This window comes from Sorangium sp. So ce367 (genome assembly GCF_051520455.1).
Taxonomy (GTDB): domain Bacteria; phylum Myxococcota_A; class Polyangia; order Polyangiales; family Polyangiaceae; genus Sorangium; species Sorangium cellulosum_B.
The window spans coordinates 11,610,681-11,624,128 of the sequence record NZ_CP150334.1 but is presented as its reverse complement, the minus strand read 5'-3'; the positions used below and the strand labels follow the sequence as shown (position 1 = coordinate 11,624,128).

The window sequence follows — 13,448 nt, the reverse complement described above, 5'->3', positions numbered from 1 at the left end:
TAGCGCCGAGCCGGCGCCCGTCGAGGCGAGCGAGCAAAGCAGGCGGCACGGCGGCCCGCGCTGGGCGTGGCGATCGGGTCGGCCTCGGCGCGCGCGGCCGCGGCGCGCCGGCCCGCGCCTAGGTGTGCGGCCTACGTCTCGGCGACAGAGGATATTTTATTGCAAATGCAATTTGATTACACTAACTCGAGCCCACGCCAGACCTGGGCCCGGCCGATCGCGCCGCGGCCGCGGATGCACCTCGTTCACCCCGCGCCGCGCGCGCGGCAGGCGCACCCGCCCGCGCTGGAGCGCGCCGGCGCTGGCGAGAGAGGATCTCGACGTGACGCAAAAGCTTCCTGTGACCGTGCTGTCCGGCTTCCTGGGCGCCGGCAAGACCACGCTGCTGAACCATGTCCTCGCGAACCGCGATTCGCTGCGCGTCGCGGTGATCGTCAACGACATGAGCGAGGTCAACGTCGACGCCGCGCTCGTGCGGGGCGGGGGCGCGGCGCTGCGCCGCGTGGAGGAGCGGCTCGTCGAGATGTCGAACGGCTGCATCTGCTGCACGCTCCGGGAGGATCTCCTTGTCGAGGTGGCCCGCCTGGCGGCCGAGGGGCGCTTCGACTACCTGCTGATCGAGTCGACGGGCATCTCGGAGCCGCTCCCGGTCGCCGAGACGTTCACCTTCGACGATCCGGCGACGGGCAAGAGCCTCTCGGAGGTCGCCCGGCTCGACACGCTGGTCACCGTCGTCGACGCGCAGCGGTTCCTCGCCGACTGGACGAGCGCCGACGACCTGCGCGCGCGCGAGGCCGCGCTGGACGGCGACGACGAGCGCACGGTCGCGGATCTGCTCGTCGAGCAGATCGAGTTCGCGAACGTGCTCGTGCTCAACAAGACGGATCTCGTGAGCGATGACGAGGCCGAGCGCCTCACGGCGATGCTGCTGCACCTGAACCCCGGCGCCCGGATCGTCAGGGCCTGCCGCGGCCGGGTCGATCCTCGCGAGATCCTCGGCACCGGGCGCTTCGATTTCGAGGAGGCGGCGCGCTCCCCCGGCTGGATGCGGGAGCTGCGCGGGGAGCACGTCCCCGAAACCGAGGAGTACGGGATCGAGAGCTTCGTCTACTCCGCGGAGCGCCCGATGCACCCGGAGCGGCTCTGGGCCTTCCTCCACGGGGCGGCCGCCTGGGATGGCGTGCTCCGCTCCAAGGGGTTCTTCTGGCTGGCGACGCGCATGGACATCACAGGCGCCTGGTCGCAGGCGGGCGGCGCCGCCTCCTTCGAGGCGGCCGGGCTCTGGTACGCCGCCTTGCCGGAGGAGGAGCGGCCGGAGGACGAGCGACCGTGCGCCACGTGGCATCCGGTCTGGGGGGACCGGCGGCAGGAGATCGTCTTCATCGGCGTCGACATGGCCCGAGACGAGCTCACGCGCGGGCTCGACGCCTGCTTGCTCACGCCGGACGAGATGGCCGTGGGGCCTGCCGCCTGGAGCCGGTTCGAGGATCCCTTCCCGGCGTGGGAGGACGCGAGTGAGCCGAATGAACAGGAGCGCGAGGCCGGGCCGGCGCAGCTGCGGTCCTGAGGCGTTCCCTGCAGGATGGCTGACGCGGCCTCGGCGGCGCGGTCATGCAGCGCAGCGCATCCACGCTGGCTGCACGACCGCGAGCGCTGGAGTCGCGATTACTTGCCTCCTCCCTTCGAGATCTTCCCTTCCGTGAAGATCACATGTTTGCGGGCGATCGGATCGTACTTCTTCATCTGCATCTTTTCCGTCATCGTCCGTTTGTTCTTCGTCGTGTAGTAGCAGTGACCCGTCCCTGCAGAGGAGACGAGCTTGATGACATCGCGCATGAGGTGCCCTCCTTGTCGCCGTTCGGCGTCAGGCCGCGCTCCGCGGCAGCGGCGGATCGCCTGACCTGCTGGATGCAACACCATTACTTCGGCCTCGCCGTTGATGCAAATAGATTGCATCAACGGCGAAGACTCATGGCATCTCGTCTCATGAGCCTTCGTCGCGGCGGCGCTTCGCGTGCACCGGGCTCCCCCGGCGCGAGGCGACCCTGCGAACAGGGTCACCCGCCCTCATGTCGAGCCAGCATTCCCTCAAGAGATCGCCGCTGCGCGGTGTTCAGCCGGATCCCCGGCCGCCGGAGCCGGAGCCGGGCCTCCGCCTCGCTCACGCTCGCCGCGAGCCCCCGGTTCAGCAGCAGGGCTGCCGCGGGCGGGCTGGCGCGCCAGGTAGGCAGCGCCGACGAGGGCGAAGCTCAGCGCCGGCCAGAGCAGGGCGAGCCCGGCGCCGCCGGCGACGACGGCGAGCCACAGGAACGACGCGCTCAGCGCGATGAACAAGGAGCCGTAGCGCATCGAGCGGCCCGATCGTACGGCCCGGGCTCAGCCGGCGCGAGCCTGCCGCATCACCGTCGCCAGGACGCGCTGCGCCACGCATCATGGAGCGAATACAGGCTTTACAGAGCGCGCAAATGGTGGATCATGCGGTCGACGCTGCGCGAGCGCGCGATGGCCTTCAACACGGCACCCACGGTGGCCCGGGGCGTTCCCGCGGAGGCAGCGTGAGAGACGTGTTGAAGCGATTCCAGGATTGCATCGAGAGTGCGTGGGTGGACGCGCAAGGCCGCGCGGCCCTGGCATCGCGATCGACGGGACGACCCTGTAGGAAGGTGCGGACATGAAGCTGTTTCGGTTTGCGAGCGGTGGCGGTCCTCGGCTCGGGCTCGAGGACGAGCGGGGAGCGCGCCACGACCTCACGGCGGCATCCCCGGAGGCGTTCGCGTCCGTCGCCTCGTGGCTCACCTTGCCGGATCCCCTCGGCGCGGTGCGCGACGCGCGCGCGCGCGCCGCGGCCCACCCCCTCCCGCCCGACGTCCCGCTGCTCGCCCCGATCGACGGGCAGGAAGTCTGGGCGGCGGGCGTCACGTACGAGCGCTCGCGCGCCGCGCGCAAAGAGGAGAGCGCCGGCGGCGGCGACTTCTACGACCTCGTGTACGAGGCCGAGCGCCCCGAGCTGTTCTTCAAGGCGACGCCCCGCCTGGTCGTCGGCCCGGGCGCGCCGGTGCGCATCCGCCGCGACTCGAGCTGGAACGTGCCCGAGCCGGAGCTCTCGCTCGTCGTTTCCGCGGCGGGCCGAATCGTCGGCTACACGGCCGGCAACGACGTCTCGTCGCGGTCCATCGAGGGCGACAATCCCCTCTACCTGCCGCAGGCGAAGGTCTACGACGGCTGCTGCGCGCTCGGCCCCGCCATCGTGCTCGCGGACGAGCCCGGGCTGAACCTGCGCGCGCTCTCCATCGAGCTCGCGATCCGGCGCAGGGGCGAGGCGGTGTTCGCGGGGAAGACCTCGACAGCGAGCATGCGGCGCTCGCCCGAGGAGCTCGTCGCCTACCTCACGCGCGAGCTGAGCTTCCCGGCAGGCGTCATCCTCATGACCGGGACCGGCATCGTCCCGCCGGACTCGTTCACCCTGGAGCCCGACGACGTCGTGGAGATCACGATCCACGGCGTCGGCACGCTGGCAAACCCGGTATCTCGAGGTTGACGAGGCGCCCCATGGAATTTCTCGCCCACAACGCCGCCACCGGCGAAAAACTCGGCGCCTACCGTGACGCCACCGCCGCCGAGATCGACGCCGCCGCCCGCGCCGCCGTCGCTGCGGCGCCGGCCTTCGCCGGCCTCGCGCCGGAGCTGCGCGCCCGGCTCCTGGAGACCGCCGCCGACGAGATCATGGCGCTCGGCGACCCCCTGATCCAGACCGCGCACCGGGAGACCGGGCTGCCCGTCGCCCGCCTCGAAGGCGAACGCGCCCGCACCACCGGCCAGCTGCGCCTCTTCGCCGCCGTCGCGCGCGAGGGCTCCTGGGTCGACGCCCGGATCGATCCCGCGCTGCCGGACCGCAAGCCGCTCCCGCGCCCCGACGTGCGCCGCATGCTGCGGCCGCTCGGTCCGGTCGCCGTCTTCGGCGCGAGCAATTTCCCCCTCGCGTTCTCGGTCGCCGGCGGCGACACCGCCTCTGCCCTCGCCGCGGGCAACCCGGTCGTGGTCAAGGCCCACCCGGCGCACCCCGGTACCTCCGAGCTCGCGGCCTCGGCCCTGCGCTCCGCCGTGCAGAAGGCGGGCTTGCCCGCGGGCGTGTTCGGCATGGTGCACGGCGCCTCGCCCGAGGTCTCGCTCGCGCTGGTGCGCCACGAGGCCATCCAGGCGGTGGGCTTCACCGGGTCCACCCGCGCGGGGCGCGCCCTCTGTGACGCCGCCGCGGACCGCCCGCGGCCCATCCCCGTCTTTGCCGAGATGAGCAGCATCAACCCGCTCGTCGTGCTGCCCGGCGCGCTGCGCGAGCGCCGCGACGCGATCGCCGAGGGGCTCATCAACTCGTGCACGCTCGGCGTCGGCCAGTTCTGCACAAAGCCCGGCCTCGTCCTGGGGCTGGCCTCCCCCGAGTGGGATGCGTTCGCGCGGTCGGTCGCCGACCGGGCCCGCGCCGTCACGCCCGGGGTGATGCTGCACGCCGGTATCCAGGCGTCGTTCGACCGCTCCGTGCGGGAGCTGAGAGGCGTGGAGTGGCTGACCGACGCCGGCGCGCGCGTCGCTCGCGTCTCCGCCGCCGACTTCGCGCGGGAGCCGCACCTCGCGCACGAGATCTTCGGGCCGTACACGCTGCTCGTCACCGCTTCGAGCCGCGGCGAGCTGCTCCAGCTCCTCGGCGCGCTCGACGGCCAGCTCACCGCCACGCTTCACGGGACCGCCGACGACCTCGCCGCCGCCCAGGACCTCGTCGATGTCCTCGGCCGGGTCGCGGGCCGCCTCGTCTTCGACGGCTACCCGACCGGCGTGGAGGTGTCGCCCGCCATGCACCACGGCGGGCCGTATCCAGCGAGCAGCGACGTGCGCTTCACGTCGGTTGGCACCGCGGCCATCCTCCGCTTCGCGCGCCCCGTTTGCTACCAGTCGTGTCCACCCGCGCTGCTCCCGCCGGAGCTCCGCGACGAGAATCCGCTCGGGATATCGCGCCTCGTCGACGGCCGGGCCACCCGCGACCCCATCGCCCCCCGCGCATGAGTTACGACCCGGTATTCGAGTCCGGCAGCGAGGCGATCTACACCCTGCGCACGACCGCGCCCGGACCGTCGGGGCGCCTCCCGCTCGGGGCCGAGCAGCTGCGCGCCATGTCCAGCGGCGAGCTGTTCGGCTGGACCCAGAATGCCGGGATGGGGTGGGATCCTGCGCGCCTGAACGGGAAGCAGTTCCTCGTGCTCAGCACGCAGGGGGGGATCCGCGCGCCCGACGGCACGCCGATCGCGCTCGGGTACCACACGGGGCACTGGGAGGTGGGGCTGCTCATGGAGGAGGCAGCCCGCACCTTCACGGCCGGCGGGGCCATCCCGTTCGCCGGCTATGTCAGCGATCCGTGCGACGGGCGGACCAATGGCACCGTCGGCATGCTCGACAGCCTCGCTTACCGCAACGACGCCGCCATCGTCTTTCGGCGGCTGATACGCTCGCTGCCCACCCGCCGAGGCGTGCTCGGCGTCGCCACCTGCGACAAGGGCCTGCCGGCCATGTTGATGGCGCTCGCCGGCACCCCCGACCTCCCCACGGTGCTCGTGCCGGGAGGCGTCACGCTCCTCGCCGAGGAGGCCGAGGACACCGCCAAGGTCCAGACGCTCGCGGCGCGTTATGCACGCGGGGAGGTCAGCCTCGACCACGCCGCCGAGATGGGCTGCCGCGCCTGCGGTTCCCCCGGCGGCGGCTGCCAGTTCATGGGCACGGCCGCGACGAGCCAGGTGGTGGCGGAGGCGCTCGGCCTCGCCCTCCCGCACGGCGCGCTCAGCCCGTCGGGCGCCGAGATCTGGCGCGACCTCGCCCGCCGCTCCGCGCACGCGCTCATGGCCCTCGAGCGACGCGGCGTGACCACGCGGGACATCGTCACCGACGATTCGGTCCACAACGCCATGGTGCTGCATGCCGCCGTCGGCGGGTCGACCAACCTGGTGCTCCATGTGCCGGCGATCGCCCACGCGGCCGGGCTCCGGCGCCCCACGGTGGACGACTGGGCGCGCGTCAACGCCCTCGTTCCGCGGCTCGTGGACGTGCTGCCCAACGGGCCGAAGCACTACGCCACGGTTCAGGTCTTCCTCGCGGGAGGCGTCCCGGAGGTCATGCTCCATCTGCGCGAGCTCGGCCTGCTGCGGCTCGGCGCGCGCACCGTCAGCGGCCTGACCCTGGGCGAGAACCTCGAGTGGTGGGAGCGCAGCGAGCGGCGCCGGCGCCTGCGCGACAAGCTACGGCAGCTGGACGGCATCGACCCGGACGACGTGATCATGTCCGCCGGGAAGGCACGCGAGCGCGGCCTCACCAGCACGGTGACCTTCCTGCGCGGCAACCTCACGCCCGAGGGGGCGCTCGTGAAGAGCACCGCCATCGCTCCCCAGGTGATCGGACCGGACGGCGTTTATCTTCACGAAGGGCCTGCGCGCGTGTTCGGCAGCGAGGACGCGGCGATCGAGGCGATCAAGACGGGCGCCGTGCAACCGGGTGACGTGATGGTGCTGATCGGCATCGGCCCCGGTATCGGGATGCCGGAGACGTACCAGATCACCTCTGCCCTCAAGCACGTGAAGGACGGGCACCGTATCGCCCTGGTCACGGACGGTCGTTTCTCCGGCGTCTCCACCGGGGCGTGCATCGGCCACGTCAGCCCGGAGGCGTGGGCGGGTGGACCGATCGGCCGCGTGCGCGACGGCGACCGCATCCGGCTGCGGATCGACACGCGCAGGCTGGAGGGGACGGTGGACGTCGTGGGCGTGGACGCAGGCGGTCTCGCCGCCCGTTCGCCCAATCCAGCCCTTCAACCGGACGGCCGGGTGAACCCGGACACGCGGTTGTGGGCTGCGCTTCAGGATGCCAGCGGCGGCAGCTGGGGTGGTTGCGTCTATGATGCGGAGCGCATCATCGGGCTCCTCGGTCGCGCCATCGCCGCGGAGCGGGGCTCCTCTGGCACATGAGCTTTTGATGTAGCGTTATTTTTCCAGAAGAAAGGCGGATCACGTGAGGTTCCATCATTCAGCCATCGCGTGCAGCGTGGCTGTACGATGTGAACGATCACAACGAGAAGCTTGACTTCCGGATCGCGTTTGGATTTCCTAAGCGCCGAAACCAGAAGATCTGTCGTGGTAGGCCCCACGAGCGTCGACGATCACGTCATTGAATTGTGAGGGCGCCCGCGAAACCCGCGTGGTGCCCCGGGGATGACGCGCGACACCGTCGCTCGCCAGATGCGAATCGTTGTACCCCAGTGTTTTTGCCGTGAGCGATACGGCGGCACGCAGACATTGCCCTCGTCTTTCGTGAGGGCGAGAACGTGACGACGTGGGATGGGCCGCAGAGGTCTCCATCCGACCACGTCTCTTTGCTCGAAAGGTAGCGGCACGATGTCGATTGGCCAGTTGAAGTCACGTGGATCGGCGCGGCGCGCAGCGGCGGTGTTGAGCTGTGCGCTCGGGCTCTGGGGTCTCTCTGGTCTGTCTGCTTGCAAAGACAAGCCCGACAGCGCTCCGGCCGCAGGGGGCTCCGCCAGCGCCGCGGCCGCGCAGGCGCCGAGCGTCGCGGCCGCGGCCGCGCAGACGCCGAGCGGGCAGGGGCCCAAGGTCGTGCCGGGGCCTGGCTTCAACCCGGAGTGCTTCGCGCCGTGGAAGCAGGACACCAAGTATCTGCAGTGGACGGCGCGAAAGCCGCCGTTCCGCCTCGCGCTCGTCAACGGCTACGTCGGGAACGCCTGGCGCATCCAGATGGTCAAGACGGCCAAGGCCTTCGCCAAGGATCCGGCCATCGCGCCGCTGATCAAGGAGTTCAAGGTGGTGTCGACAGGCACCGACGTCGCGGCACAGCTCGGCGCGATCGAGGACTTCATCAACCAGGGCTTCGACGGCATCGTCACGCTGGCCGTCAGCCCCGACGGCTTCGATCGCGTGATCCGGCTCGCCGACAAGAAGGACGTCATCCTGGTTCCGTTCGACAACGTGCTCGACACGGACAAGGTGATGCAGGTCAACGAGGACCAGCTGGCGATGGGGCGCCAGTGGGGCGAGTTCCTCGACAAGCAGCTCGGCGGGAAGGGCAAGGTGCTCGAGGTCCGCGGCCTGCAGGGCAACTCCGTCGATCGCGACCGCCACCTCGGCTTCCGCGAGGTCATGGAAGCGCCGGGGAAGAGCTACACCATCGTGGAGGTGGTGGGCAGCTGGGACGACGGCAAGGCGCAGAAGGCGGTGGCCGACGCGCTGGCCGTGCACCGCCAGTTCGACGCGCTCTTCGCGCAGGGCGGCTCGACGGGCGCCGTCCGCGCGCTGCTCGACGCCGGACACAAGCCGATCCCGGTCGCCACGGAGGCCGAGAACGGCGTGCGCAAGCTGATCGCGAAGCACCACGAAAAGGGCATGAAGGGCCTGTCGCTCGGCCAGTCGCCGGGGCTCGCGGCCATCGCGATGAAGGCGGCGCTCGAGGGCCTGCAAGGCAAGGTGATGCCGCAGATGATCTCCGTGCCGATCCCCGCCGCCGATCACACGACGCTGAAGGACGGCGAGAGCTTCTTCTCCCAGCTCTCCGACAACTTCTTCACGCCCAACGAGTTCCCGCCCTGCGGGGTCAACATCTCGGGCGTGAAGATCATGAACGAGTCGGAATCCGACGTGAAATAGACGTCGAGCCAACGTCGAGCCAACGTCGAGTCAACGTCAAGCAGACGTGAAGTAGCGCCCCAGCATCATGATCGAACCGGTGAGCCCTCCGCTTCTCGAGCTCCGGGCCGTCTCCAAGCACTATGGCGGGGTCACCGCCCTGAGCGGCGTCGACTTCGCCTGTGAGCCGGGGAAGGTGCACGCCATCCTCGGCGAGAACGGCGCGGGCAAGAGCACCCTCATCAAGATCATCGGCGGCGTGGTCAAGCCGAGCGCCGGGGAGCTCTTGCTCCAGGGCAAGCCGGTCCGGTTCGACCACCCGATCGAGGCGAACGCCGCCGGCATCGTCTGCGTCTTTCAGGAGCTGTCCCTGATGCCGACGCTGACCGTGGCCGAGAACATCGGCATCACCATGCCGACGAACCGCCTGGGGCTCTTCGATCGCAAGGCGCAGGTCCGCAGGGCCGAGGAGCTCCTGGCGCGCGTCGGCTGCGAGGGCGTGAACCCGAACGCCTGGGTGAGCGACCTGCCGCTCTCGCGCCGCCAGATGGTCGAGATCGCGAAGGCGCTCGGCAAGGACCCGCGGCTGCTGATCCTGGACGAGGCCACCTCCGCGCTGACCAACACCGACGTCAAGAAGGTCTACGAGCTCCTGGCCGAGCTCAAGGCTCAAGGCGTCGGCATGCTCTACATCTCGCACCGCATGCACGAGATCAAGGAGCTCGCGGATGTGATGTCGGTCTTCCGCAACGGCCGGCACATCGAGACCTTCGCGAAGGGCCAGCGCAGCGACGACCAGATCGTGGAGCTCATGATCGGCCGTGACATGGGCCACGTCTTCCCGCCGAAGCCGGCGGCCCGCAGCTTCCCGGCGACGCTGCTCGAGGTGAGCGGACTGAGCTGGGAGCGGCAGCTCGAGGACGTGTCGTTTAAGCTCGGCAAGGGCGAGATCCTCGGCATCGGCGGGCTCGACGGCCAGGGCCAGCGCGAGCTGCTCCTCGGCTTGTTCGGCGTGCTCAGGGATGTGCGCGGCGAGATCAAGATCGACGGCAAGCCGGTCAAGCTGGCGAGCCCGCGCCAGGCCAAGGACCGCGCGCACGGCATCGCCCTCGTGCCCGAGGACAGGAAGACCGAAGGCCTGATGTTGCCGATGTCCATCGCCACGAACCTGTCGCTGGCGTCGCTCGACAGGTTCACGAGCGGCGTGGTGCTCGACCGCCGGAGCGAGGCCGCGCGCGTCGACGAGATGGTGCGCCGCATCCAGATCAAGATCGGCTCGCCCGACCACCCGGTCTCGTCGCTGTCCGGGGGCAACCAGCAGAAGGTCGTGCTGGCCAAGTGGCTCATGACGGAGCCGCGGCTGCTGATGCTCAACGATCCCACCCGCGGCATCGACGTCGGCACGAAGCAGGAGATCTACCAGCTGCTCCGCGAGCTGGCGGACGCCGGCACGTCCATCCTCTTCTACAGCACGGACTACGACGAGCTGATCGGCTGCTGTGATCGCGTGCTCATCCTTTACCGGAACCGCGTGCAGGGCGAGCTCGTGGGGCCCGACATCACCGAAAAGAACATCCTGGACCTGGCCCTCGGTCTGCGCGGCGGGCCTGAGCCCGCGAAGCGCGGAGACGAACGCGCGCCATCGGAGGCACGATGAAGGACTGGAAGCTCCGCCTGCGCCAGAACCAGGGCCTGCTCGTGGCCGTCGGTCTGTGCATCTTGTTCTACGGGCTCTACTCGCTGTCCCATCCCAAGGGCTTCAGCGCGCCGCTGATCGGGCAGAACGCCAACGAGTCGTTCGTGCTGGTGGCGGCGGCCATGGCCCAGACGATCCCCGTGTTGACCGGCGGCCTGGATCTGTCGGTGGGCGCGGTGATCACGCTCGTCAACTGCGTGGCCTCGCACGTCCTTGCGGGCAGCGCGCTCACGATGTTCCTGGGCATCCTGCTGTGCCTGGCCGTGGGCATGGCGGCGGGCCTGCTCAACGGCTGCCTCGTGGTCTATGGCCGCCTGCAACCGATCATCGCCACGCTGGCCTCGGGCACGATCTTCCTCGGCGTCGCGCTGTTCCTGAGACCGACGCCCGGCGGCCAGGTCGACGGCGATCTGGCGTTCGCGGCCACCTTCGATCTCAACGAGCTGCTGCAGGTCGCGGGCGCCGCCCCCCTCGACGGCGCGCTCGGCTTCGTCGGCCAGATCCCGTCGCCCGCGATCTGGATGGCGCTGCTCGCGCTGCTCTGGGCCTACTACCGCCGCACCCGCTACGGCCTCGGCGCTTATGCCGTCGGCGCGTCGCAGGAGGCGGCGTACATGTCGGGCGTCCGCATCAAGCGCGTCAAGCTGGCCGCGTACACGCTGTCGGGGTTCTTCGCCAGCGTCGGCGGCCTCTACCTCGCGCTGCAAACGACGTCGGGCAACGCCGACATCCCGCAAGCCGGCTCCTACACGCTGAACTCCATCGCCAGCGTCGTGATCGGCGGCACCTCGCTGTACGGGGGGATCGGCGGCGCCATCGGATCGCTCTTCGGCGCGCTGGTGCTCCGCTCCGTCGCCTTCAACTTCCGCGTCTTCGACGAGGGCTCGGCGCTGGGCCTCCTCGCCAACCCGCTCTACCAGCCGCTGTTCGAGGGCCTCATCCTGCTCGCGGCCGTCTGCCTCGGCGCGCTCTGGGTCATCCGCGTCAAGAACCGGCTGCACGTCTTCAGGTGAGCTCGATGCAACAGCCCCTCTCCCTCAAGAGCCGACTCGGCGAGATCGACAAGCCGACCTGGTACGCGCTGCTGTCGATCGGCGTCGTGCTCGTGTGCGGCTCGATCGGCACGCTGGTCACCCAGGGCACGCTGAGCTTCCTGAGCCCGTATTACATCCTGCAACAGCTGCAGATCGCGGCCTTCCTGGGCGTGGCCGCCACGGGCATGATGATCGTGATCCTGCTCGGTCACATCGATCTCTCGCTGCCGTGGGTGCTCACCTCGAGCGCCATGCTGGCCGCGGGGATGGGCGGCTGGGCCGCGTTGCCCTGCGGCCTGGCCGTCGGCGCCGCCGCGGGTCTCTTGAACGGTCTCGGCGTGGCCTACCTGCGCGTGCCCTCGATGATCTTCACGCTGGGCACGAACACCGTGCTTCAGGGGCTGATGGTGCTCTACACGGGCGGCTTCGCTCCGCGCAGCGAGGCGCCGGCGTGGATGGAGGTCCTGGCCGTGGGCAAGACGCTCTCCATCCCCAACTCGCTGTTCGTCTGGATCCTGGTCGGCGGCGTCGCCACCTTCGTGCTGAAGAGGACCGCGCTCGGCCGCTACATCTATGCCGTGGGCAACCAGGAGCAGGCCGTCTACCTCTCGGGCGTCAGAACGCACCTGGTGCTGATCGGCGCGTTCGTGATGTGCGGCGTGTGCTCCGCCATGACCGGGATGCTGCTGGCCGGTTTCTCGCACAAGGCCTACCAGGCCATGGGCAACGATTACCTCATGCCCGCCATCGCCGCGGTGGTGATCGGCGGGACCAACATCATGGGCGGGCGCGGGACGTACCTCGGCACCGTCCTCGGCACCATCCTGATCGTGCTGCTCCAGAGCATGCTCAGCGTGCTGCAGATGCCCGAGGCCGGCCGCCAGATCATCTACGGCGCCGTGATCATCGCCATGCTGCTGGTCTACGGCCGACAGCATCAGGAGGGACGCTGACTAGAGCACCGACGATGAGGCAACCCCGAGAATTTTCACAGGGAGGCGGGGAGGCGGGGAGGAAAAAGAAAATGAATTTCTCCCTCTTACCGTCTCTCGCTCCCCGCCTCCCTGCCTCCCTGTGAAATTCCTGCTCTTTCTTGTGGTTTCAACCCGTTTGTCGCGCTAGCGCCCGGCGCCGCGGGTGTTCAGGTAGACAGAGTACAGCGAGGTCGTACCGCAGATGAAGAGGCGGTTGCGCTTGGCGCCGCCGAAGCAGACGTTGGACACGGTCTCCGGGATCAGCACCTTTCCGAGGAGCGCGCCGTCGCTCGCGTGGCAGTGCACGCCGTCGCCGGCCGACAGCCACAGGTTGCCGTGCACGTCGACGCGGAAGCCGTCGTATAAGCCGACGGGGCAGGTCGCGAACACCTCGCCGCCGGTCAGCGTGCCCTTCGCGTCGACGCGGAACTTGCGCACGTGGTGCGGGCCGTCCTTCACGTGCGTCGCGCCGGTGTCGGCGATGTACAGCAGCGACTCGTCCGGCGAGAAGGCGAGGCCGTTGGGCTGCACGAAGTCGTCCGCGGCGACCGTCAGCGCACCCGAGGCCGGGTCGAGGCGGTAGACGCGCTGCGCGCCCTGCTCGCTCGGCGACGCGTCGCCTTCGTAGTCGCTGTCGATGCCGTAGCTCGGGTCGCTGAACCAGACGCTGCCGTCGGACTTCACGATCACGTCGTTCGGCGAGTTCAGCCGCTTTCCCTCGAAGTGCGACGCGAGCACCGTGCGCGAGCCGTCGTGCTCGGTGCGCGAGATGCAGCGGCCGCGGTGCTCGCAGGACACGAGGCGGCCCTGCAGGTCGACCGCGTGGCCGTTGGAGTTCATCGCGGGCTGGCGGAACACCGAGACCGAGCCGTCGGTCTCGTCCCAGCGCATCATGCGGTCGTTCGGGATGTCCGACCAGACCAGGTAGCGCCCCGCCGGGAACCACGCCGGCCCCTCCGCCCAGCGGCAGCCCGTGTACAGCTTCTCGACGTGCACGTGCGGGAACGCGAGCTTGCGGAAGCGCGCGTCAATCACCTCGAAGCTCGGGGTCAGTTCGATGACCATCGGGTTCTCC

At 69.8% G+C, this 13,448-nt stretch carries 11 protein-coding genes; 8 read left to right on the top strand and 3 right to left on the bottom strand.

The genetic code is table 11. The features are described from left to right. Window positions 1–322: 322 nt before the first annotated feature. Window positions 323–1,567, top strand: a complete 1,245-nt coding sequence (gene zigA / locus WME97_RS44130; protein WP_437546968.1) for a zinc metallochaperone GTPase ZigA — start codon at window positions 323–325, stop codon at window positions 1,565–1,567. Window positions 1,568–1,665: 98 nt separating this feature from the next. Here zigA and rpmG read toward each other — a convergent pair whose 3' ends face one another. Both rpmG and WME97_RS44120 read right to left on the bottom strand, forming a co-directional pair. Beyond that, a complete protein-coding gene (gene rpmG, locus WME97_RS44125; RefSeq protein WP_012240854.1) occupies window positions 1,666–1,836 on the bottom strand; it encodes a 50S ribosomal protein L33 in 171 nt (56 codons plus the stop codon). A gap of 252 nt (window positions 1,837–2,088) precedes the next feature. Continuing rightward, complete coding sequence (locus tag WME97_RS44120; protein WP_437546966.1) at window positions 2,089–2,349, bottom strand: hypothetical protein; 261 nt, start codon at window positions 2,347–2,349, stop codon at window positions 2,089–2,091. A 322-nt stretch (window positions 2,350–2,671) separates the two neighbouring features. On the opposite strand from WME97_RS44120, the gene WME97_RS44115 reads away from it, so the two are divergent. From WME97_RS44115 to WME97_RS44085, 7 genes are all read left to right on the top strand, one after another. Beyond that, window positions 2,672–3,538: a fumarylacetoacetate hydrolase family protein gene (locus WME97_RS44115; protein WP_437546964.1), complete on the top strand. Its 867-nt coding sequence runs from the start codon at window positions 2,672–2,674 to the stop codon at window positions 3,536–3,538. A gap of 11 nt (window positions 3,539–3,549) precedes the next feature. Then, window positions 3,550–5,055: an aldehyde dehydrogenase (NADP(+)) gene (locus WME97_RS44110; RefSeq protein WP_437546962.1), complete on the top strand. Its 1,506-nt coding sequence runs from the start codon at window positions 3,550–3,552 to the stop codon at window positions 5,053–5,055. Continuing rightward, entirely contained in the window at window positions 5,052–7,001 is a 1,950-nt protein-coding gene (locus WME97_RS44105; protein ID WP_437546960.1) for a YjhG/YagF family D-xylonate dehydratase, read from the top strand. Before WME97_RS44110 ends, WME97_RS44105 begins: the two co-directional genes overlap by 4 nt. A 441-nt stretch (window positions 7,002–7,442) precedes the next feature. After that, window positions 7,443–8,690 (top strand): sugar ABC transporter substrate-binding protein, encoded by a 1,248-nt coding sequence (locus tag WME97_RS44100; protein WP_437546958.1) that lies wholly within the window; start codon window positions 7,443–7,445, stop codon window positions 8,688–8,690. Between the two features lie 67 nt (window positions 8,691–8,757). Further along, window positions 8,758–10,326 (top strand): sugar ABC transporter ATP-binding protein, encoded by a 1,569-nt coding sequence (locus WME97_RS44095; protein WP_437546956.1) that lies wholly within the window; start codon window positions 8,758–8,760, stop codon window positions 10,324–10,326. Beyond that, window positions 10,323–11,378 carry an ABC transporter permease gene (locus WME97_RS44090; protein WP_437546954.1) on the top strand — a complete coding sequence of 352 codons (1,056 nt, stop codon included), beginning with the start codon at window positions 10,323–10,325 and terminating at the stop codon, window positions 11,376–11,378. The genes WME97_RS44095 and WME97_RS44090 overlap by 4 nt, the downstream gene beginning before the upstream one ends. A 5-nt stretch (window positions 11,379–11,383) precedes the next feature. Further along, window positions 11,384–12,352 carry an ABC transporter permease gene (locus WME97_RS44085; RefSeq protein ID WP_437546952.1) on the top strand — a complete coding sequence of 323 codons (969 nt, stop codon included), beginning with the start codon at window positions 11,384–11,386 and terminating at the stop codon, window positions 12,350–12,352. Window positions 12,353–12,517: 165 nt separating this feature from the next. On the opposite strand, the gene WME97_RS44080 is transcribed toward WME97_RS44085, so the two are convergent. Further along, window positions 12,518–13,438 (bottom strand): SMP-30/gluconolactonase/LRE family protein, encoded by a 921-nt coding sequence (locus WME97_RS44080; RefSeq protein ID WP_437546950.1) that lies wholly within the window; start codon window positions 13,436–13,438, stop codon window positions 12,518–12,520. Window positions 13,439–13,448: the final 10 nt, after the last annotated feature.

Excerpts from the sequence above, each read along its gene's own strand:
- rpmG (WP_012240854.1), bottom strand. The coding sequence starts at position 1,836 with ATGCGCGATGTCATCAAGCTCGTCTCCTCTGCAGGGACGGGTCACTGC.
- WME97_RS44085 (WP_437546952.1), top strand. The coding sequence starts at position 11,384 with ATGCAACAGCCCCTCTCCCTCAAGAGCCGACTCGGCGAGATCGACAAG.
- WME97_RS44120 (WP_437546966.1), bottom strand. The coding sequence starts at position 2,349 with ATGCGCTACGGCTCCTTGTTCATCGCGCTGAGCGCGTCGTTCCTGTGG.
- WME97_RS44080 (WP_437546950.1), bottom strand. The coding sequence starts at position 13,438 with ATGGTCATCGAACTGACCCCGAGCTTCGAGGTGATTGACGCGCGCTTC.
- WME97_RS44110 (WP_437546962.1), top strand. The coding sequence starts at position 3,550 with ATGGAATTTCTCGCCCACAACGCCGCCACCGGCGAAAAACTCGGCGCC.
- WME97_RS44105 (WP_437546960.1), top strand. The coding sequence starts at position 5,052 with ATGAGTTACGACCCGGTATTCGAGTCCGGCAGCGAGGCGATCTACACC.
- WME97_RS44090 (WP_437546954.1), top strand. The coding sequence starts at position 10,323 with ATGAAGGACTGGAAGCTCCGCCTGCGCCAGAACCAGGGCCTGCTCGTG.
- WME97_RS44095 (WP_437546956.1), top strand. The coding sequence starts at position 8,758 with ATGATCGAACCGGTGAGCCCTCCGCTTCTCGAGCTCCGGGCCGTCTCC.
- WME97_RS44115 (WP_437546964.1), top strand. The coding sequence starts at position 2,672 with ATGAAGCTGTTTCGGTTTGCGAGCGGTGGCGGTCCTCGGCTCGGGCTC.